We start from the raw sequence: 21,750 nt of genomic DNA, 5'->3' as shown, positions 1-21,750 counted from the left end.
TTTTGGCTTTGAATTTTAGGTCTGAAGCCTTTTATAATCAATTGTAATCACGTGAAAGAATCTACCGAATCACTGAATTTTATAGAACACATCATCGAGGAGGATTTAGCAAATGGTTTTGCTAAGGATAATCTTCGATTTCGTTTTCCACCCGAACCCAATGGATATTTGCATATAGGTCATGCAGCCTCAATTTGCCTAAATTTTGGTTTGGGAGAAAAATACAATGCACCCGTTAACCTTCGATTTGATGACACCAACCCTGCCAAAGAAGAGCAGGAATATGTCGATGCTATCAAGAGAGATATTGCATGGTTGGGCTTCAAATGGGCCAAAGAATGCTATTCTTCTGATTATTTTCAGCAGCTCTATGATTGGGCCATCCAATTAATCAAGGAGGGAAAAGCCTATGTAGATCAGCAGTCTTCAGAGCAAATTGCAGCTCAAAAAGGAACTCCGACTAGCCCTGGTAGTCCTAGTCCCTACCGAGATCGATCTGTCGAAGAAAATTTGGATCTATTTGAAAAAATGAAGAATGGGGAGTTTGAAGCAGGTTCTTATCTTCTTCGTGCAAAAATCGACATGGCTTCTCCTAACATGCACATGCGAGATCCTATCCTTTATCGAATCATCAATAAAGCGCATCATAGAACCGGTACGGAATGGTGCATTTATCCTATGTATGATTGGGCTCATGGACAATCTGACTATGTAGAGCAGGTTTCGCACTCTTTGTGTACGCTGGAATTTAAAGCACATAGGGAATTATACGATTGGTACTTGGATCAAATTTATGATTCTAAGTTGTTGAGGCCTAAACAGCGAGAATTTGCCCGAAGAAACTTGAGCTTCACAGTGATGAGTAAAAGAAAACTGCTCGAGTTAGTACAGAAGAAGATAGTGGCGGGTTGGGATGACCCTCGAATGCCTACTATTTCCGGCTTGAGAAGAAGAGGATATACTCCTGACTCTATTCGTAAATTCAGTGATGTGGCAGGGATTTCCAAAAGGGATAATGTCACGGAGGTTTCTCTTTTGGAATTTTGTATCCGAGAAGATCTCAATAAAACTGCCACTCGTGTCATGGGAGTCTTGAACCCTGTCAAACTCATCATCACAAATTATCCTGAAGGAAAGTCTGAAATTCTGGAAATGGAAAATAATCCTGAATTACCCAATTCAGGAACCCATGAAGTACCCTTCTCTAGAGAATTGTACATCGAACGTGAGGATTTCAAGGAGGAGGCAGGAAAGAAATTTTTCCGTCTTTCTTTAGGAAATGAGGTTCGGTTGAAGAGTGCCTATATCATCAAGGCCGAATCGGTAAAAAAAGATGAAAATGGGAATATTCTTGAAATTCACTGTACTTATGATGCCGACTCCCGGTCTGGAAGTGGCACAGAAGCTAGTCAGCGAAAGGTAAAAGGTACCTTGCATTGGGTATCCATAGCACATGCAATCAAAGCAGAAGTTCGTGAATACGATCGATTGTTTTTGGATGAAGCCCCCGATTCGCATGAAGACAAAAATTTCTTAGACTTTGTCAATCCTGATTCTTTGAAAATTATCAAAGAAGCTTATCTCGAACCTTATTTGGCAAATGCATCTATGGATGAGAAGTTTCAGTTTCAGCGTTTAGGGTATTTTTCCCTAGATCCTGATAGCAAGTCTGATGCGTTGGTTTTTAATAAAACCGTAGGATTGAAGGATACTTGGGCAAAACAAAACATCGAAAACCCACCTCAAAATCAGCCAAAACAGCCACAAACTCAAACTTCAAACCAAGGCAAGCGCAAAGCTTTGAATGAGATTCAGCAAATCAGTAAAAAGTTGACGAATTTTTCTGGCGAAAAATTAAATGGGGCAATGAGTTCAATTTTAGAACTAGCGGAGGAAGTCAGCTACGAGGAACTGTCTCCATTATTCAATACAGCTGCCAAGAAAGTGGGAACGAGAATTGGCGTGATGCTTACGCTAAGTGTACTGTTGAATAAGGGTCAAGAAAGAAATGCTGAAATTGACGCCTTTATTCAGTCTGGACTAGAGGATGAACATGAGATTTTAAAAGCGGAAGCCCAAAAGTTGGTTTAGTCAATCTATACTAACATAAAAAAGCCACTCAATTTAATTTTGAGTGGCTTTTTGTATTTAAACCAAGAGATTTATGCTCTTTTGATTTCCAGTTTGATATCTGAGAATTCCTTTTGCTCAATAAAAGGCTGACTTCTTAGCCTTCTACCGGTTGCAGCAAAAATGGCATTTGCGATAGCTCCACCCGTGGGAGGAAGTGCCGGTTCACCCAATCCCGTCGGGTCAAATCCAGTATCCAAGAAATGGGTTTCGATTTCTGGCACCTCTTTCATTCTAATCAACCTGTAGGTATCATAATTTTTCTGTTTTGGAACCCCATTATCAAATGTCAGATTCGTGTACATTGCATGGCCCATTCCATCTACAATACCTCCCCTCACTTGATGATTGGCCCCTGTAGGGTTGACGACCATTCCGCAATCAGTCACTGCAGTGATTTTTTTCAAAGTGGGAGTACCATTCTCCATGGCAATATCTGCCACCTGTGCTACATAGGATCGATGGGAGAAATAGACACTAAAGCCTTGTTTAACATCGGTGTTTTTACCCCAATTGGATTTCTCAGCTGCAGCTTCTACCACACCAATCATTCGATCCACATCGTAGCCTAGTTCACCGACCGGATTGTTTTTTGCACGACTGAGAAGCTCTAACCTAAACTGAACAGGATCCTTACCAGCGGCTAATGCTACTTCATCTAAGAAGCTTTGCTCTGCATAGGCTAGGAAATTGGTGATAGGAGCTCTCCAAGCATTGGTAGTGATACTAGATTCATAATTGATATTTTCTATTAGCACATGGTCTACAGCGCCGGAAGGGAAATTATTTTCTCTGGTACTGTTTCCAGCGTTCATCCCAACTCCTCTCAGTTTATATCCAATCATCGTTCCTGATTGATCTAGTGCCGCTTCAAATCGATAGCGAACAGCTGGTCTATAAGCACCACCAGTCAGTTCATCTTCTCGATCCCAAACCACTTTCACAGGTGCATTGACTGCTTTGGATATATGTACTGCTTCTTCTACGAAGTCCGCTCTAAGTCTTCGACCAAAGCCACCGCCGAGGCGCGTGATCTCCACGGTCACATTTTCAGCAGGTATACCTAAAATTCCAGCAGCCGTTTGTCTGGCTCTATCAGGAGTCTGTGTAGGACCTATTAGTTCACATTTATCACCTTTTACATGTGCAAAGAAGTTTTCAGGCTCCATGGGTGAGTGTGCCAGGAAGGGACACTGATATTCTGCCGTAACTACCTGATCAGCAGAACTGAAAGCTTGCTCCACATTTCCGTCTTTTCTTCGGACTTCAGCTTTTCCGTTGGTGATGAGGTCTCTGAAAATCTCCTCATGGTCGGATGAGCTCTCCACATTTCCATCGGGTTCATAATTTATTTTCAAAAGCTTTTTGGCTTTTAACAGAGGCCATGTTTTATCTCCGACGACAGCCACACTATTGCCAAAAGTGACCACATCTTTAATTCCATTGACACCTCTTGCTGCACCATCATCCACTGATTTAATTTTCATTCCAAAAGGAGCTCGTTGCACCATTGCATGGAGCATTCCTTCCCGATAGAAGTCCAAGCCATACATAGGCTTACCAGTGTACATCTCCTTTGCGTCAACATTTTTGACAGGAGTACCGATGATCGTAAAATCTTTTTTATCTTTCAGTTTAATATCATCGGGAGCAGTCATAGTGGCTGCCTCTGTGACAAACTCCCCAAAATGTCCTTTTTTATTGGAGCCTTTGTGGGAAATCATTCCTTTCTCTACTGTGATTTCTTCAGCAGGAACATTCCAAGTTTTGGCTGCAGCAGCTATCAATACATACTTGGCTGTAGCCCCTGCTTTTCGAAGTCTCTCCCAGCTATGGGGCATGGCTCCTGATCCTCCAGTAAGCTGACGGTCGTATTTTTCAGTATCTAAATTGGCTTGTAGTACTCTTACTTTTTCCCAATCTGCCTCCAGTTCTTCGGCCACAACCATAGGGAATGAAGTTTTGATATTTTGACCCAATTCAGGATTTGGGGAGTAAATTACCACATCGCCACTAGGTGAAATGGACAGGTAGCTATTAAAGCTTTTAGCCTGAGCAAGTACCTCTTCAGTGCTAAGTACTTCCACTTTTGGAGAGTCACAGCTAAACATATTAAATCCGATAAATAATCCCCCAGCACTTGTGCCGGCTATCTTCAGAAAGTCCCTTCTGCTTGTTTTTGTAAGTGATTTCATGATTATTTGGATTTAGCGGCTAAAGCTACTGCCTCGCGGATTTTGTGATAGGTCCCGCATCGGCAAAGATTTCTATTCATTGCATTGTCAATTTCCTCCATGCTTGGACTAGGATTGTTTTTGAGAAAAGCTACCGCTTGCATAATTTGACCGGCTTGACAATATCCACATTGAGCGACATCTACTTCTTCCCAAGCTTTCTGAACGGGATGATCTCCTGCTTCCGAAAGGCCTTCTATGGTCACAATTTCTGATTTTCCGACACTGGATATGGGCGTGACGCAGGAGAATGTTGCATTTCCATTTATATGTACGGTGCAAGCTCCGCATTGGGCGATTCCACAGGAAAACTTAGTACCCACCAAATCAAGATGGTCTCTCAACACCCACAACAAGGGGGTATCATCATCGACGTCTACTTGATGGCTTTTCCCGTTTACTTTGAGATTAAATATGGCCATGATTTTTGTTTTGATTCTGTCCTAATTTAAAGAAAATCAGTTCATCATAAAAGAATAATATTTGGAAGTATGGATAATTTACATGATCTGCTATGGGCATTTTTGAATGAAAGTACTCCCATTGTCACAGAGATGGTTTTTTAAAAAGGAAGTTTGAGCTATATTTCTAATCCAAATCAATTTCAATTATCCTAAAAACCTATTATGAAAAAGATCAATGCGGCAATTGTGGGGACTGGTTTTATCGGACCGGCTCATTTGGAAGCTTTGAGAAGAATCCCTAATGTAGAAGTCACTGGATTGGTAGAAGTCAATCAAGAATTGGCTGATCAAAAAGCACAGCAGCTAGGAATTCCCAATGCTTATACCTTCGAAAAAATGCTGGCTGATGATACCATCGATGTAGTACATATCTGTACTCCTAATTTTCTTCACTTTAGCCAAGCCAAAGCCGTCTTAGAAGCGGGAAAGCATGTGATTTGTGAAAAACCTTTAGCAGTCAAAATTGAAGAGGCTGAGGAATTGGTTGCTCTAGCAGCCCAAAAAGGATTGGTCAATGCGGTTCATTTCAATTTGCGCTATTATCCCATGGTACGTCAAATGAAAACCATGCGCGAGAAAGGAGAATTGGGAGATGTATATGCGATCATGGGATCTTATCTTCAGGACTGGCTCTTTTTGCAGACGGATTACAACTGGAGACTAGAGCCGGATAAATCTGGTGATTCCAGAGCGATTGCAGATATTGGTTCTCATTTGCTGGACATTACAGAATACGTGACAGGATTGAGAATCACCGAGGTAATGGCTGACTTCTCTACCGTTCACAAAACTAGACTGAAGCCACTGAAAGACATCGAGACCTATTCGGGTAAGATGCTTTCTATGGAAGACTATGAGGAAGTTCCAATCAATACCGAAGATCACGCTACAGTTTTGCTTCGGTTTGACAATGGTTCCAAAGGTTCAATTACAGTTTCGCAGGTCAATGCCGGTCGAAAAAACCGTTTGAATATCGAAATAGCAGGTTCTAAGTCTAATTTTGAATTTAATTCAGAAAGACCAAATGAGCTTTGGATTGGAAAAAGAGAAACAGCCAATCAGCAATTGATGAAAGACCCTGCCTTGTTTCATCCCGAAGCTTCGGCATTGATTTCTTTTCCAGGAGGCCACAATGAGGGATTCCCTGATACCTCAAAGCAAATGTTTAAAGAAGTATATGCGGCAGTGAGAGAAGGTAAGCCTTTCTCCAAACCCTCTTATCCGACTTTTGCTGACGGGTTAAGAGAATTGATCATTGGAGAGCGCATTATTGAAAGCAACAAAAAGCAAACTTGGATTAAAATTTAAAAACCTTCTGAAGCTTTTGTCAGTATTTGGACATAGTGATTATTAACCTTTCCCTTTATTTACCAAAAATTTAAACTTATGAATTTAAAGAAAAGCCTTTTTGCATTTACCATGGCTGTATTTACAGTTTTATCTGTAAATGCCCAAGAAAAAGCAAGCCCCGCGAGAACTGCCTCTGGCACTGCGGCAGGATCTGAGATTACGATTAATTATTCCTCTCCAGCCGTGAAAGGCAGAGTGATATGGGGTGATTTGGTACCAATGGGTGAAGTTTGGAGAGCGGGTGCGGATGATGCCACTACTTTCACGACTTCAAAAGACATCACGGTACAAGGTCAAAAATTACCTGCAGGAACCTATTCCTTTTTTGTAATCCCAGGAGAATATGAGTCTACTTTCATCTTCAATAAAGTGGCCAAGCAGTGGGGAGCCTATTCCTATGATGCCAAAGAAGATGCCCTGCGCGTGTCCGTTCCTTCAGAGCAAACTTCTACTATGGAAGAGAATTTGGTGTATGAAGTAAATTCTGACAGCTTTGAGATTCGTTGGGAATACGGTAAAGCTAAGGCCAAAATCGGTTCTTAACTACCATTAGAGCCAATGTTCAAAAACCACTGCCCTTTAGGGGTAGTGGCTTTTTTATTTTCAGTCAACTCAAATTCAAGTGAAACATTCTCAGAGAAGCTATAAATTTGCCACTGATGGCAAATTTTGATCCTTATTCTTTCGATCTTCCGGTAGCGGAGATTATTTCCGATGTCAAATCACACTTCTCTGAATTTAATTCGCTGATTTTACAAGCTCCTCCCGGCGCGGGTAAAAGTACTCTCCTACCCCTTGCTTTATTGAATCAGTCCTGGCTTAGAGGAAAAAAGATTCTGATGCTGGAACCACGTAGACTAGCCACAAAAAGCATCGCAGAACGAATGGCCTCCATGTTGGGTGAAAAAGTAGGCCAAACAGTGGGTTATAGAATCCGTTTTGAATCGGCGGTTTCAGAAAAAACTAAAATAGAGGTGATTACCGAGGGCATTCTAACCCGTATGATGCATCAGGACAATGCCTTGGAGGAAGTAGGGTTGATAATTTTTGATGAGTTTCATGAACGCAATCTTTTCTCTGAAGTTGGACTAGCCCTTGCTAGGGAAGTGCAGCAAATCCTACGTCCAGATCTGAAAATTCTTTTAATGTCTGCTACTATAGACGCGGATCAACTCGGGAAATTACTAGGCGCTGAGATTATACAAAGTAAGGGTAGGCAATATCCGGTAGCTATTCATTACCTCAGTGAAGTAGACGAATACGCTATAGGAGAAGATACAGCAAGACAGATTATACCGTTAACCAAAAAGCACTCAGGTGATTTTTTAGTGTTTTTACCGGGCCAGGGAGATATCAAAAAAGCGGAAGCTGTTCTAAGAAAGGCTCTGCCAGAAGACATGATTCTTCCTCTCTATGGACAATTATCTCCTTCGGATCAGCAAAGAGCCATTCTTCCACACCCCAGCGGAAAAAGGAAAATTGTACTGTCAACTGACATAGCGGAAACTTCTCTTACTATCGAAGGAGTGAGTGTGGTCGTGGATAGTGGCTTTGCCAAATCCAATCGTTTTGATACTAGGACAGGTCTTTCGAGATTAGTACTACACCGAATCAGTGCGGACTCTGCGGATCAGCGAAGTGGTCGTGCAGGACGCTTGACGGCCGGACACGCCTACCGACTCTGGACAAAGGCTATTCAGAATCAATTGGTTGAATTCAGAATCCCTGAAATTTTAGAAGCAGATCTTACGGGCTTGGTGTTGGATATGAAAGCTTGGGGAAAAGAAGATATTCGGTCGATGACTTGGCTTACACCCCCTCCCTCAGGCACTTTGGCTTTGTCAGAAAGGGTTTTAGAGGCTATAGATGCGGTAGAAGAAGGTACGCTGACTGAGCATGGTAAAGAAATTCACAAGCTTCCCGTTCATCCCCGAATCGCCCATATGCTTATTTATTCTAAGCGTATGGATCAGTTGGCTCTTGCAACGGATATAGCTGCTATTTTGGAAGAACGAGACCCCTTAACGTCTGATGCCGGTGTTGACCTTAATTTGCGAATAGATGCATTGAGAAGATTTAGAGATCGAGGTGTTAGCATAGCAAGGATCAAGAAAATCGAAAAAGTTGCTGCTCAATACAGAAAGCTTTTCGGAATAAGGGCCGAAAATTCACCTGCTGATCCTTGGGCCACGGGATTATTGCTGGCTTATGCCTACCCTGAAAGAATTGCCGCCGCTAGGCCGGGAAATAATGCTCAATTTCAGCTATCCAATGGAAAAATTGCACAAATAGGACATCGAGATGATTTAGCTCATGAATCATGGCTGGCTGTAGCTCACGTGGATGCCCGAGAAGGAATGGGTAAAATTTGGCTAGCCGCTCCTCTAAACCCCAAAGATCTAGCACCACTTCTCAAAACTCGCGAGGTCTTAGAGTGGAATAGAAAAAAGGGTGGATTAATAGCAAATGCTGAAGTTAGAATTGGAGCAATTATTTTGGGTACTAGGCCTTTAAAAAGTTACAGTAGTGATACGGCTTTGCAAGCTGTTCTTGATGCGATCAAAGAAGATGGAGAGTTATTACTAAATTGGGATGAAGCTGCCCTACAACTTATTTATAGAATTCAATCTCTGAAAGCTTGGAATCCCGGACAGTCTTGGCCTGAATGGAGCATCCAACGGCTTTGTGATCGTGCTGATCAGTGGCTCGCTCCCTACCTATCAGATGTTTCTAAAAATGAGGATTTGAAAAAGTTGAATATAAGTCAAATCTTGGTGCATAGTCTGGATTTTGACAGGCAGAAAGAATTGGAAAAGCTAGTTCCTTCAAAAATATCTGTTCCTTCTGGAAGTCAAATACCGATTACCTACAAGGAAAATGGAGACACTCCCCTATTGTCAGTTCGATTGCAAGAAATCTTTGGTCTTTTAGAAACCCCTAGAGTAAATAATGGAAAAGTCCCTGTTTTGATCGAGCTTCTCTCTCCAGGGTTTAAACCAGTCCAAATCACCCAAGATTTAAAAAGTTTTTGGGAAAATGGCTACTTTGAGGTTAAAAAGGAACTAAAGAGAAGATATCCCAAGCATGAATGGCCCGAAGACCCTGTAAGTGCAGAGGCAGTGAGAGGTGTAAAACGCAAAACCTCCTAATATTTTGAATCTAGAAAATTCAGAAATTGTAAATAGGAGGCTATAGTAATGGGGGTAATTCCCTGATTTTCCAATTGAGAAAGAAAAAAAGATCTCAACTCGTGGTATTTTTCCGGTGCTACTAATTTTGATAAGGCTGTGGCTCGGAATACGTGAAAGGCATAGTTCTGGTTGACAAAACCTTTAGCTTTCTTCGTCTCAAACTCCTCTTGTAATCGCTTGACCTGAACTAAATCATCCAGCCATTTGAAACCCTTTTGAATAAAAAAGTTTTCTATTTCTTTTTGAGCTTTTAGCAATGGATTAGCTGCATCGAGGATAAACCTCCTAGGTAAATTTTGATCAATTTTATTAAGAGGTTGAATGAGGGTCAACGAACGGTCTTCATAGCCTTGGAGACTTGGAAGAAATTGATGGACCATCAACTCGACTTGGTCGATTCTCACCCCTATATTATACTCTAAAAAAGCCTCCTCTTCGTATTCGGCATAATGAATAAAGATGGCTTGCTTTCCTTGGGGAAAATCCTTGTAAAATAACCCATGGGAATTGTGGTATTCAAAACCAAAATCCTGAAAAAAATCAAAATGGCGCGCTATGACAACATCCTTTTCCACGTAGTAAAAACTCCAATCCGCTGTCGAATGTTGTATCTTATTATGAAAATAATTCCTTCATTTCCAGAAGCATAGGCTCTATTTCAGATTTTTTGATAGCCACACTGTCCTCATCTTCGGGATTATGAAGGTAGTGTTTCCAGTGTTTTTCTGCTTTTCGGATCGTTCTGGGAGTAATATCAAATTCCACTCCATCAAGATAGTCCTTGGCCAAGGTACTAGCTTTGAAATTACCGAAAAGATAGATTTTAAAAATATCTACAAAGCGCTGACTGAGATCAAACTCCTCAAGAATCTGAACAAATGCACCTTGTCTTTCTTTATTTTTGCGATCAAAAATCACTGAAAATATCGCATCCAGGGCTTCTTCTTGCCAATGAGTTTTAGAAAGTGCCCTGCATGACAAATAAGCGACTTCCCAATCCTCCCCCTTAACCAGCTCGATCAATCGATTTTTAGCTTCTTCATCTGCTTTGATTCCCAGCTTATCTGCAAATACATAGGCATCAGATTCCTTAGGGTCACACATTTTTTCGAAAAGTCGCTCAAGCTCTGCTTCCATTATTTTTTGGTTATTTTGTACAAATATAGGCCAATAAAATCGGCTTTGCATGAAAATACCCAATACTCAGACCGTACAGATAGATCAAATCAAGCCACTTATTGATTTTTCAAAGAAAATGAATTGGCTTCTTGAATATGATTCTGATAAGCATCAATTGATTGCCAACAGTCAAGGGGGTTGGCTTTTTAAGCTTTTTCTTCCTTGGAATTATCAAATCAATTCGGATTGGGAGTTAATAAAGCTTCCGGACTTTCATCTTGGGGTAGTGGCCATCAGATCAGGGCAAGCGGTATGTGCTTATTTTCACCAGGATGAACTGCTTGACCATAAAGTTTTCAGAGCTTACATGGTACGGAAAAAACAAGGTAAATCTCAAATTAAATACCTGAATACCAAAGGTAAATCTAGGGCAGGTTCTAGGATTCGATTGGAAGAGACTGAGCGGTTTTTTGAAGAAATTAATGGTAGACTCCAATATTATCATAGCACCTATCCTATCGAACGCTGGGGAATTGCTTGCTCCAAAACACTTTGGCCATATTTTTTTCAATCTGAAATATCCCCGCCATTTGATCAGCAGTCCTCCTCTTTATGGCAGCTCCCCGTACATTTTAATCAAGCCTCCTTTGAAGAAATAAAAGCTTTAGGTAAGGTACTTTTCCAAGGCCACCTACTTTTAGCTGAGGAGAAAGAAAATGCATTAGCAAATCTCAAGCTAACCAAATCTCAAGATGATGAGAACACTGATGAGGATTGGTAAAAAAAAAGCCCCAAATCAATGGGGCTCAAGTTGGTGGTAAAGGGTATTAGCTTGCACTATTTCCAGCATCCATAGAAGGATAATTGTTGCTCAGCATAGCTAGAGTTTCATGAGCCATTTTGACATTGTATTCATAGGCCAAACTTTTATAGTTAACTAAATCTACTATAGTACCTATAAAACAAAGTCCTACAGTCAATATGTACAGGATTCCTAGTCCTATTTGACCTAAAATGAATCTGTGAAGGCCAGCAAAGCCAAAGAAACCTAAGAGAGTCAAAATTAGAATCATTTGAGAGTCTTTTCTTCTTGCTCTGTAGACTTGAGCAAAAAGTGACGCTTGATCATCATCCATATTTTTCATCAATCCCTGGATATATCCCAGTTCCATTCCTTCCAGTTCAGGAAGATGTCTTAATACATTAGCCATAATTGTGTGTTGTTTTAAGGTTGTTTATTAGTTTCCAAATCCGTGAAAGAATTACCAAATAAGCTAAAGAAGCCAGAGGGTGCATTTCCCATGATGCTCGAAAATCTCCATGGGCCATCAGGCTCATTGATCTCCCAAGACCGCATCCAGGACACCAGTCAAAACCCAGTTGATCTAAGGGGCATAGACTAAAATGATGAGCCGAATAAGGGTCGATGAGCAGCACTCCTATGATACTTCCTATCCAGAATAGAAGCTCAAGGGGTAGCTTATTTATCCAATTTTGGATTGCTTTCATGCCAAGAAAAGTACGAAAAGGATGCCAGCCGACAAATTCCCCTCAGATTGGTTGGAATCGCAGTTTACGTTTTTGGACTGCTTAGCTAGCGTACAAAAATATGTCCGATTATGGACGTTTTAGGGTCGGGATTTTGATTTTCATCAGCTCTCCAAATTGTTCGAGCTGTTGAGTTTCCATCATTTTTTGAATAGATGCATGGCTTTTTGTATTTCCGTAAGATTTCCAACCGGAAAATTTAAAAATCAAATTCAACAATTCGGGCGGAATTTGATTCTTGACGGGTATTGCTAATGCAGCAGCCACTTCTTTTCCCATAAAAAAATAAAAGATATCATCTACTTGCCTATTCAGTAATGGGTCAGGAATTGAGAGTTTGTAGTAGTTTCTCAGTGCTCCTATGAGTCGTAAGCCTGCATCAGATTTTCTTAAGTGTCTTTTTCGAATCAGCTTATCCAATTCAAAGGCTTCTTTAGCTGTTTCAGGCCAATACTCTATTTGTAGGCCCATAAGATTCCCAACCCACTTCCAATAGGCTAAAAGTGATGCAATTTGATTTTGATTTACGGTTTTGCCCAGTTTAATCAATCCTCGGATGACAATAAAGCTGAAGGCCAAGTTGGTCCCGATCAAATCCTCCTGATTGATAGGTCTCCCAAATTTTGGGTCCCAATCCTTGGCATATTTTTCAATAAAATACCGGCTGAAGGCATGAATTAGCCTCACTTTGGCACAAGTCAAAAATGCCGAACGATGACTGTAAAAGGCACCTGGTTTGAAAATTTCCAAAACAAACGTACCTGTTTCCGAAAGCCGCTGTCCAATTTGGTTTACAATTCTCTCAGAGCGTACCAATACTTCTGCCCCATCTCCGAAAGCATAGCAATAAGGCAAGGAATAAAAGCCCAACATTCCCAGATAAATATCACCTTCTTTAGAAAAAAAATCCTGTCCAGCCTTTAAGGTATCTTGAGGTGCTAGCTCATATTGATCAAGGTAAAACTGAAGGTAATTCTTCAAAGAGACAGGAATCTCTGAAGGTAATGGACTGGGGATTTCTTCCCATTGATTAATGATATCAGACCATTTGGGGGATTTGACGATGTCTACTACTGCAGCATCAGCGAGTGGATCTACCTGATTCCTCAAGCGATCAAAATTTGAATTTGTATAAAGGTTCAATTTATCCACAGCATTCTAACTGGCATTTTGTAATTTGGTTGCCGAAGTCACAGAATAGTATGCAAAAGAAACTCACTTCCCTATTCATCCTTACTTATTTTATCTCCCAGTCTTTACTCATCGGGCAAACATCTTTCGATCTTTGGACCGTGCAAGTTAAAGGCAAAGGAGCTCGGATTCAATTAATTGAAGGGACTGAAAAAGCCCTCACTAACCGTGAAGAATATGACAATCAGCCGTCCTTTATCAATGAAAACCAAGTTGTATTTTCTGCTGCTGATGAAAATGGTAATCATGACATCATTGTCTATAATTTCGAAAATCAAAAATTCACCAATCTGAGTAAAACCTTAGATCGGAGTGAATTTTCCCCAACGATTACGGATTGTGGTCAGTACATCTCTACAGTAGTCGTTGAACCGGATGGAAAACAACGACTTTGGCTTTATCCCACCAATTTTGGGGAACCTGAATTGCTCTATGATGATATTGCACCTGTGGGATATTATGATTGGTATGACAATAAAGCAGCGATGTTTGTCTTAGGTAGCCCCAATCAGCTCATCTATGCCAATGGAAGAAATGATCTCATCACCATCGATCAAAATGTAGGTAGAGCTATCCAAAAACGCCCCAAGTCTGATCAAATCACCTATTTGGATCAAGATGCAGGGCTTGAGTTTCCTGACGGGGAGGCTTTCGAAGTGAAATCTTATGATTTTATCAAGAAACAAAGCTACGCCTTCGGTTTAGGATTGCCAGGCTCTCAGGATTTTATCTGGCTGGATAAGAAGACGTTGATGATGGCGAGAGGAAATTCTTTTTATGTTCGCAAGTGGAATGAAAAGAATTGGCAACTGGCAGGAAGAATCTCATCTGATACGCATAAAAATATCAGTAGAATTGCCTACTCTTCAGATCAGGAAGTACTGGTCTTTGCAATGGAAAGAAATAACTAATCACTATGAAAATACAATATTTACTCACCCTGCTAATAGCAGTCTCTCCTCTTTATTTACTTATGGCACAGATAGAAGACAAAAAGAAAATAATAGAAAAAGGAGCTGAATTGATTAAAGTTCAAGATGGTTTCAGTTTCACCGAAGGTCCTGCAGTGAGTCGTGTAGGCGACGTTTACTTTACGGATCAACCTAATAATCGAATTCATAAATGGAATGCCATTTCTGATGAGATTACGGTTTTCAAAGAAGATGCTGGCCGGTCAAATGGCATGTTTTTTATGTTGGACGGAACCTTGATTTCTTGTGCAGATGAGGAAAATCAACTTTGGGCCATCGATGACGCTGGCAAGGAAGAGGTACTAGTCTCCGCTTTCAAAGGAAAAAAACTCAATGGCCCTAACGATGTCTGGGTTCGGCCCAAAGGTGGCATGTATTTTACTGACCCACTTTACCCTAGACCATATTGGGAGGGAATAAGAGGAGATGAAAAAGAACAGGATGGTGAGCATGTATATTTTCTTTCTGCTGATCGTACAGAGCTCTTTAGAGTAGCTGAAGACTTAGAGAAACCAAACGGAATTATTGGTACACCCGATGGAAAGTACCTCTATGTAGCCGATATTGGAGCAGGCAAAACTTACAAATACGAAATCCGCGAGGATGGTTATTTGATCAACAAAGAGTTATTCTGTGAGATGGGTTCGGATGGTATGACCATTGATCATCGAGGAAATGTGTACCTCACTGGAGATGGTGTAACTGTTTTTGATATGAGAGGACAAAAAATAGCTCATATCCCTGTGCCGGCAAGTTGGACGGCTAATGTTACTTTTGGAGCATTGGATCGGAAAACGCTATTCATCACCGCAATGGATGCAGTCTATACTATTCGCATGAAAAACCGAGGAGTCTGGTAAGATCAAAAAAGAATCGGCCCAAAGTAATTGCACTTTGGGTCGATTTTATTTTTTAAGAAATACAATTTGGATCATCCACATCACAGCTGTCAGAGGAGCTCCCAGAGATGAGTTCAATCCCATTTTCTTTTTGGAATTCCTTCCAGGCTTTCTCTATTGTTTGATCAAACACTTCATCAGGCTGGGCACCGGAAATACCTAATTTTCTGTCCAATACAAAAAAGGGCACACCCTTTACACCTATAAGTCTTGATTCATAAATATCTTGATCTACAGCATCTTCATACCTACTGGATTGAAGCAAAGCTTTCACTTCTTCTCCATCTATACCTACTTCCACAGCTAATTGGATTAGCGTGCTTTCATCGTCTACATTCTTTCCTTCGGAAAAATATGCGCTTAGGAGTCTCTCTTTCATTTCGCCTCCTTTTCCGAGGGATTTTGCTAAATGAATTAATCGATGGGCATTCTTGGTATTGGCGACCACTGCATTTTCAAAGTCAAAATGTAGCCCCTGCTCTTTGGCCATGTCACTTACTTGACCAGAAATCTGACGCGTCTGCTCCAAGGACCAGCCTTTGGATTGAGAGAGGTGCTCGATGGTGCTGATATTCGGATTGGTTTTTTGCTCAGGGTTGAGTTGAAAGCTTTTCCATTCGATACTCACCTGATCTCTAAACGGGAATTTTGCAAGCGCTTTTTCTAATTTTCTTTTGCCGATATAACAAAATGGACAAACTACATCCGACCAAATTTCGATTTTCATAGACTTTTGATTTAATTATGACTTAAATCGGATTTTAATCAAAAGAGTTCACAGCCTTTGAAAACAAAAGAATGTCCCTCCTGCGCCATGGAGGTAGACGAAAAAGCCAAAATTTGCCCCATTTGCCAATTTGAATTTCCACAAAGATCTCCTTGGATTACATGGGTAGCTATCTTGCTTTTAGTCGTTTGGATTATTTCTTACATCCTTTAAACTCCTCACCTATGAATAAGCGATCCTTTCTCAAGTCCCTAGCCTTTTTTGGAATGAGTGCCAGTTCATTCCTATCAAGCGCTAAAGCAGCATCACTGAAGTCTATAGATTTTGATTCCTCGGATTTTTGGGAACAAATACGATCGGCCTATAAATTGAAACCAGATTACATCAATCTCGAAAATGGCTATTACTGTTTTTTGCCGGAGGAAACCTTAGAAACATATATCCAACACATCAGGGAGGTTAATTATCAAGGATCCAGCTACATGCGCTCTGTACAGTGGGAGAATAAAGAAAAAAGTGCCCATGCTATAGCCAGAATTGTAGGGGCAAAACCTAATGAAGTGGTAATTACAAGAAACACCACCGAATCTCTGGATTTAATCATTTCGGGTTTTCCATGGGAAAAAGGAGACGAGGCCATCATGGCTAATCAAGACTATGGCAGTATGCTGAATATGTTTGAACTGGCGAGTAGAAGGTATCAAATGAAACCGGTGCGGATAGATATTCCTATGCTTCCGGAATCAGACGAGGAAGTAGTTGCCGCCTACGAAGAGGCGATCACCCCCAAGACCAAGTTGATCATGATCCCGCATATCGTAAATATCACAGGGCATATTTTGCCCGTGAGAAAAATTTGTGACATGGCACATCAATACGGAATTGAAGTAATGGTTGATGGTGCACATGCTGTAGGTCATTTTGAATTTAATATGTCTGAGCTCAACTGCGATTATTACGGTTCAAGTCTGCACAAATGGCTCAGCGTACCTTTAGGAGCGGGTTTACTGTATGTCAAAAATGGCAAAGCTGAAAAAATTCGACCACTTTTTGCACCATACGAATTGGATAGACCGGGCATCGCCAATCTAAATCATACTGGTACTCATCCTGTTGCTACAGATTTGGCTGTGATCCAAGCGATAGCATTTTATGAAAAAATAGGGGCCAAAAGAAAAGAAGAAAGATTGAGGTACATTCAGCGGTATTGGAGCGACCAAGTGAGAGAACTTCCAGGAATTACCGTGAATACGCCTAAAGATCCTCAGCGATCTTGTGCCATAGCCAATGTAGGTGTAGATCAAATGAAGCCTTCAGAAATGGCAAAAAAACTGCTGGAAGAACATCAGATTTTTACCGTGGCTATAGATGGTGCAGGAGTTAGAGGATGCAGAATTACTCCAAATATTTATACAAGCACTGCTGAACTGGACCAATTTGTAAAAGCCCTTAAAATCCTATCAGGGAATAAATCCTGATTTAAAATTGCCAAATAATATTTGGTTTCATTATTTTCCAGGAAATTTTAAGGTGAAATATTGTCTTTTGATCAAGAATTGGCGGGAATTTTTAGAATTTTTGAAAAATTTCTTGCAATTCCTTCACAAAGCATTCAACTTTGGCATTCGAAAATGAAAATCAAGGCCAACATAGCTTCTTCACTTGTTTCTGCTAGCAATCATATTTTGCTAGAAGTTGCTACGCCTATTTTTTCTCCATTCAGGAGGCAGACGTTCTTTTTTAGGGTTTGACCCTATGATATATTTTGTTTTCCTACGCGGAAAACTGTTCCTTTCAAATCCCCATTCAAATTAAATTCTAACCCTACCCATTCTTGGGTAAACCCACTTTCACAATACGATGGAAGATATTTCCTTTAAAATTCTTGTTGCCAATTCTACTCATAAGTCTTATTCAGAGGTGATCACCGATGAAATGGCTAATTCTGCAAAAGCTAGAGGAACTGGTATCGCTAAGCGGACCCCTGCCTATGTAGAAACAAAGATGGAGGAAGGAAAAGCTGTTATTGCCCTGACTACCTCGGGAGAGTGGGCTGGGTTTTGCTATATTGAAGCTTGGGGCCATGGAAAATATGTCGCTAATTCTGGCTTGATCGTAGCCCCACAATTCAGAAAGTATGGTCTCGCCCGAAAAATCAAAAGAGAGATTTTCAAGCTTAGTCGTTTGAAATACCCCGAATCCAAAATCTTTGGTCTCACTACTGGCGCAGCAGTTATGAAAATCAACTCTGAACTAGGGTATATTCCTGTATCCTATTCAGACTTGACGGATGACAATGAGTTCTGGAAGGGCTGTCAGAGTTGTATCAACTACGAAATATTGATGGCTAAAAATAGGCAAAACTGTCTTTGTACAGCTATGCTTTACGATCCTAATGCGAAAAAGAACCATTCTGATGATTTGGCACTAAGAGATGATTTCAAAAAAGAAATTAAACTCTTTGACCGATGGGTCAGACTAAAAAAATATGTAATGCTCAAATTGAATAAGTCCAAAAATTCTATCACGGGCATTTTCTTCTAACAAACAAAATTTAAGAAAATGAAAAAAGTCGTTTTGGCCTACAGCGGAGGTCTAGATACCACCTTTTGCGCTTTGCACTTGACCAAAGATTTGGGATACGAGGTGCATGCGGTCTTGGTTGATACGGGCGGATTCTCTGCCGAAGAGCTCCAAGAAGTAGAAGATCGAGCCAAGATTCTTGGTATTGCTTCTTTCACGATCTTGGATGTGGTAGACACTTATTACCGAGAAGTTATCAAATATCTTGTTTTTGGAAATGTCTTAAAAAATCAAACTTACCCTCTTTCAGTTTCTGCCGAGCGAATTTTACAGGCCAAATCCTTAGCGGAATATGCCAAATCCATCGGTGCCAAAGCCGTAGCACATGGCTCCACAGGTGCTGGAAATGATCAGGTTCGTTTTGATATGATTTTTCAAACTATCGTGCCGGACATAGAGATCATCACCCCTATTCGAGATTTGAAGCTTTCTCGACAGGAAGAAATAGATTACTTGAAAAAGCATGGCGTTTCGATGAATTTCGAAAAAGCAACTTATTCAATCAATAAAGGAATCTGGGGCACTTCAGTCGGTGGAAAAGAAACCTTGACTTCCTCTGAGTACCTACCCGAAACTGCTTGGCCTACTCAAGTGACTCAATCTGAGCCTAAAGAACTGGTTTTGAACTTTGTTCAAGGAGAGCTAAAGGGTGTAAACGGAGAAAAATATACAAATCCTGTTGAGGCCATTTTAAAAGTTCAGGAATTGGCCGGTCCCTACGGAATAGGAAGAGATATACATGTAGGCGATACGATTATTGGGATTAAAGGTCGTGTGGGTTTTGAAGCTGCCTCACCCCTGATTATCATTAAGGCACATCAACTTTTAGAAAAGCACACATTAACCAAATGGCAGCTTTTCTGGAAAAATCAACAAGCTGAATTTTACGGAAACCATCTGCACGAGGGACATTATTTGGATCCGGTAATGCGTAATTTGGAGGCATTTATGCAAAGTACACAAGAGTTCGTTTCTGGTGAGGTTCGTGTGATGCTTTACCCGTATCGCTTTACGCTTTTGGGTATTCGATCCTCTCATGATTTGATGTCCAATAAATTTGGTAGCTATGGAGAGATGAATAAAGGATATACTGGAGAGGATGTAAAAGGCTTTACTCGAATTCTTGGTAATCAAACGGCTATTTTTCATCAGGTAAATCAAAGTGACGATGCATAAAATCAAAACAGCTGTCATTGGAGGTGCTGGGTACACTGGAGGTGAATTGATTCGCTTGTTACTTCATCATCCGCAGGTGGAGTTGGTTTATATTCATTCGAATAGCCAAAAAGGCAAAAAAGTCTACGAAGTTCATCCGGATTTGATCGGTGAATCGAATTTGGTATTTAGCGATCAGGTCAAGACTGAAGGAATTGAAGCTGTATTTTTGGGTTTACCCCATGGAGAGACCAAAGGCTTTTTGGCTACTCATAGTTTTGACAGCCAAACCGTCATCATCGATCTATCTACTGACTTCAGAGACGAGTCAAATGGTTTTGTATATGGACTTCCTGAAATAAATGAATCGAAAATCAAAACAGCTAAGAGAATCGCCAATCCTGGATGTTTTGCCACGGCGATTCAATTGGCCCTTGCCCCTTCAATAGCTCAAGGTTGGATCAAAGGTTCTGTCCATATAACCGGCGTCACCGGAAGCACTGGTGCAGGTAAAAAGTTGGCAGAAACCTCTCATTTTAGCTACAGAAATGGCAATCTGTCCGTTTACAAATTATTTACCCATCAGCATTTAAAGGAAATCAAGCAGACATTCAGACAACTAAAAGAGGATTGGGATTCCGAACTTCTTTTTGTCCCCTACCGAGGCAATTTTACTCGGGGCATCTGGATTACAGCTTATTTTCCTTTTGAAGGAGATCTTGATTCTGCGATCAATGCCTATAAGGATTACTACCAAAGCGCAGCATTTACTTTTGTTTCCGATCTTGATATTGATTTGAAGCAGGTTGTCAATACCAATAAATGCATTCTGCATCTCAAAAAAGAAGCGGGCCAACTGGTGATATACTCGGTGATAGATAATTTGCTAAAAGGAGCTTCAGGACAAGCCCTCCAAAACTTTAATTTGGCATTTGGACTGGAGGAAAAAACAGGTTTAAACCTTAAATCCATTGCGTTTTAAAAAATAAGATTAAGCTTCTGAGGGTCGAAATCCTTTTTTAAAAAGTAATTCTTAAATCAAAAATAAAAATGAATTTATTTGATGTATATCCGCTTATTCCTGTCACCCTGAACAAGGCATCGGGTAGTTTACTTTGGGATGAAAATGGGCAAGAATACACGGACCTTTATGGAGGTCATGCGGTGATTTCGATCGGCCATAGCCATCCACATTATGTCAAGAGAATTTCAGAACAAATAAAGCAGATCGGTTTTTATTCCAACTCCGTTCACATCCCTATTCAAAAAGAGTACGCTCAAAAGTTGGGCAACTTATCTTGTCTTCATGATTATCAATTGTTTTTGTGCAATTCTGGAGCTGAGGCCAATGAAAATGCCATCAAACTTGCCTCATTTGCCACTGGAAAATCGGGGATGATCGCTTTCAGTGGTTCTTTTCACGGAAGGACTTCCGGGGCTGTTGCCCTTACCGACAATCCAAAAATCATTGCTCCATGTAATGAGCGAGAGGATTTTCATATACTTCCCTTTGGTGATTTGATAACCGTAGAGCAGGTTTTAGAAAAGGGAAATATAGGAGGGATTATCATCGAGGGGATCCAAGGTGTAGGTGGAATTCAAGTACCTGATCCCGATTTTCTTTTGGGACTGGCTCAACTGGCCAAAACCTATGATGCCAAATTGATTTTGGATGAGGTTCAGTCTGGTTTTGGACGAACAGGTAGGTTCTTTGCTTACCAATGGGTAGACGGTCTTACTCCTGACCTAGTGACTATGGCCAAGGGAATGGGAAATGGTTTCCCCGTAGGTGGGGTATTGATTTCTTCTGAATTCAAATCGAGTTATGGTTTATTGGGAACTACCTTTGGAGGGAATCATTTAGCCTGTGCTGCCGCCTTAGCAGTTTTGGAAGTACTGGAGAAAGAAAAACTCCAAAATAGAGCAAAAGAACTTGGAGATCAATTGATGGAAGCTCTGAGAGAAATTCCTCAAATCAACGAAATACGAGGGAAAGGTTTGATGATTGGGATTGATTTGGACAGGGATGCAGGTCCCGTACGTTCAGAATTGGTGAGCAAATACAAGATTTTTACTGGATCAGCAGCTAAAAAGCAAACCATTCGATTACTCCCTCCTTTGTCTATAGAATGGAATCAATTAAATTCGTTTGTAACTGCTTTGAAAGAAATTTTGAGCGTCTAACAGT

Annotated in this window: 20 protein-coding genes; 12 read left to right on the top strand and 8 right to left on the bottom strand. The window is 40.7% G+C overall.

Annotated elements, in window-relative coordinates; all coding sequences use genetic code 11:
• Positions 1–51: 51 nt before the first annotated feature.
• Positions 52–2,091: a glutamine--tRNA ligase/YqeY domain fusion protein gene (locus BLQ57_RS04780; RefSeq protein WP_087938141.1), complete on the top strand. Its 2,040-nt coding sequence runs from the start codon at positions 52–54 to the stop codon at positions 2,089–2,091.
• Positions 2,092–2,162: 71 nt separating this feature from the next.
• On the opposite strand, the gene BLQ57_RS04775 is transcribed toward BLQ57_RS04780, so the two are convergent.
• Complete coding sequence (locus BLQ57_RS04775) at positions 2,163–4,325, bottom strand: xanthine dehydrogenase family protein molybdopterin-binding subunit (RefSeq protein WP_087938142.1); 2,163 nt, start codon at positions 4,323–4,325, stop codon at positions 2,163–2,165.
• 2 nt (positions 4,326–4,327) lie between these two features.
• Complete coding sequence (locus BLQ57_RS04770) at positions 4,328–4,786, bottom strand: (2Fe-2S)-binding protein (RefSeq protein ID WP_087938143.1); 459 nt, start codon at positions 4,784–4,786, stop codon at positions 4,328–4,330.
• Between the two features lie 204 nt (positions 4,787–4,990).
• Between BLQ57_RS04770 and BLQ57_RS04765 the strand changes: the two genes are divergently transcribed.
• From BLQ57_RS04765 to hrpB, 3 genes are all read left to right on the top strand, one after another.
• Positions 4,991–6,136 carry a Gfo/Idh/MocA family protein gene (locus BLQ57_RS04765; protein ID WP_087938144.1) on the top strand — a complete coding sequence of 382 codons (1,146 nt, stop codon included), beginning with the start codon at positions 4,991–4,993 and terminating at the stop codon, positions 6,134–6,136.
• Between the two features lie 78 nt (positions 6,137–6,214).
• Positions 6,215–6,721: a DUF2911 domain-containing protein gene (locus BLQ57_RS04760; RefSeq protein WP_087938145.1), complete on the top strand. Its 507-nt coding sequence runs from the start codon at positions 6,215–6,217 to the stop codon at positions 6,719–6,721.
• Positions 6,722–6,837: 116 nt separating this feature from the next.
• Positions 6,838–9,327, top strand: a complete 2,490-nt coding sequence (gene hrpB / locus BLQ57_RS04755) for an ATP-dependent helicase HrpB (protein ID WP_169712705.1) — start codon at positions 6,838–6,840, stop codon at positions 9,325–9,327.
• Here hrpB and BLQ57_RS04750 read toward each other — a convergent pair.
• Positions 9,324–9,944 carry a hypothetical protein gene (locus tag BLQ57_RS04750; RefSeq protein ID WP_087938146.1) on the bottom strand — a complete coding sequence of 207 codons (621 nt, stop codon included), beginning with the start codon at positions 9,942–9,944 and terminating at the stop codon, positions 9,324–9,326. The genes hrpB and BLQ57_RS04750 overlap by 4 nt on opposite strands.
• Positions 9,945–9,984: 40 nt before the next feature.
• Complete coding sequence (locus BLQ57_RS04745) at positions 9,985–10,506, bottom strand: hypothetical protein (protein ID WP_087938230.1); 522 nt, start codon at positions 10,504–10,506, stop codon at positions 9,985–9,987.
• Between the two features lie 49 nt (positions 10,507–10,555).
• On the opposite strand from BLQ57_RS04745, the gene BLQ57_RS04740 reads away from it, so the two are divergent.
• Positions 10,556–11,269 (top strand): hypothetical protein, encoded by a 714-nt coding sequence (locus BLQ57_RS04740; RefSeq protein WP_087938147.1) that lies wholly within the window; start codon positions 10,556–10,558, stop codon positions 11,267–11,269.
• A gap of 46 nt (positions 11,270–11,315) precedes the next feature.
• Here the strand turns inward: BLQ57_RS04740 and BLQ57_RS04735 are convergent, their stop codons facing one another.
• The 3 genes from BLQ57_RS04735 to BLQ57_RS04725 form a co-directional block, all read right to left on the bottom strand.
• Positions 11,316–11,699: a TM2 domain-containing protein gene (locus tag BLQ57_RS04735; RefSeq protein WP_087938148.1), complete on the bottom strand. Its 384-nt coding sequence runs from the start codon at positions 11,697–11,699 to the stop codon at positions 11,316–11,318.
• Positions 11,692–11,826 carry a DUF2752 domain-containing protein gene (locus BLQ57_RS21425; protein ID WP_240507738.1) on the bottom strand — a complete coding sequence of 45 codons (135 nt, stop codon included), beginning with the start codon at positions 11,824–11,826 and terminating at the stop codon, positions 11,692–11,694. The genes BLQ57_RS04735 and BLQ57_RS21425 overlap by 8 nt, the downstream gene beginning before the upstream one ends.
• A gap of 279 nt (positions 11,827–12,105) precedes the next feature.
• Complete coding sequence (locus BLQ57_RS04725; protein WP_139162661.1) at positions 12,106–13,146, bottom strand: oxygenase MpaB family protein; 1,041 nt, start codon at positions 13,144–13,146, stop codon at positions 12,106–12,108.
• Between the two features lie 92 nt (positions 13,147–13,238).
• Here BLQ57_RS04725 and BLQ57_RS04720 point away from each other — a divergent pair, with 92 nt between their 5' ends.
• Both BLQ57_RS04720 and BLQ57_RS04715 read left to right on the top strand, forming a co-directional pair.
• On the top strand, positions 13,239–14,138 hold the full coding sequence (locus tag BLQ57_RS04720; protein ID WP_087938151.1) for a TolB-like translocation protein: 900 nt from the start codon (positions 13,239–13,241) through the stop codon (positions 14,136–14,138).
• A gap of 5 nt (positions 14,139–14,143) precedes the next feature.
• Positions 14,144–15,058: an SMP-30/gluconolactonase/LRE family protein gene (locus BLQ57_RS04715; protein ID WP_087938152.1), complete on the top strand. Its 915-nt coding sequence runs from the start codon at positions 14,144–14,146 to the stop codon at positions 15,056–15,058.
• Between the two features lie 52 nt (positions 15,059–15,110).
• Here the strand turns inward: BLQ57_RS04715 and BLQ57_RS04710 are convergent, their stop codons facing one another.
• Complete coding sequence (locus tag BLQ57_RS04710) at positions 15,111–15,824, bottom strand: DsbA family oxidoreductase (protein WP_087938153.1); 714 nt, start codon at positions 15,822–15,824, stop codon at positions 15,111–15,113.
• A 224-nt stretch (positions 15,825–16,048) separates the two neighbouring features.
• Here BLQ57_RS04710 and BLQ57_RS04705 point away from each other — a divergent pair, with 224 nt between their 5' ends.
• From BLQ57_RS04705 to BLQ57_RS04680, 5 genes are all read left to right on the top strand, one after another.
• Positions 16,049–17,302: an aminotransferase class V-fold PLP-dependent enzyme gene (locus BLQ57_RS04705; protein ID WP_087938154.1), complete on the top strand. Its 1,254-nt coding sequence runs from the start codon at positions 16,049–16,051 to the stop codon at positions 17,300–17,302.
• A gap of 382 nt (positions 17,303–17,684) precedes the next feature.
• Positions 17,685–18,368 (top strand): GNAT family N-acetyltransferase, encoded by a 684-nt coding sequence (locus tag BLQ57_RS04695; RefSeq protein ID WP_087938156.1) that lies wholly within the window; start codon positions 17,685–17,687, stop codon positions 18,366–18,368.
• An 18-nt stretch (positions 18,369–18,386) separates the two neighbouring features.
• On the top strand, positions 18,387–19,583 hold the full coding sequence (locus BLQ57_RS04690; protein ID WP_087938157.1) for an argininosuccinate synthase: 1,197 nt from the start codon (positions 18,387–18,389) through the stop codon (positions 19,581–19,583).
• Positions 19,576–20,544, top strand: coding sequence for an N-acetyl-gamma-glutamyl-phosphate reductase (gene argC, locus BLQ57_RS04685; protein WP_087938158.1), 969 nt, complete (start codon positions 19,576–19,578; stop codon positions 20,542–20,544). Before BLQ57_RS04690 ends, argC begins: the two co-directional genes overlap by 8 nt.
• A gap of 68 nt (positions 20,545–20,612) precedes the next feature.
• A complete protein-coding gene (locus BLQ57_RS04680) occupies positions 20,613–21,746 on the top strand; it encodes an aspartate aminotransferase family protein (RefSeq protein ID WP_087938159.1) in 1,134 nt (377 codons plus the stop codon).
• The last annotated feature ends 4 nt before the right edge of the window (positions 21,747–21,750 follow it).

Source organism: Algoriphagus faecimaris (assembly GCF_900101705.1).
In the GTDB taxonomy this organism is placed as follows: Bacteria; Bacteroidota; Bacteroidia; order Cytophagales; family Cyclobacteriaceae; genus Algoriphagus; species Algoriphagus faecimaris.
The sequence above is the reverse complement of the archived record's forward strand: the minus strand, read 5'-3'. Positions and strand labels throughout refer to the sequence as shown.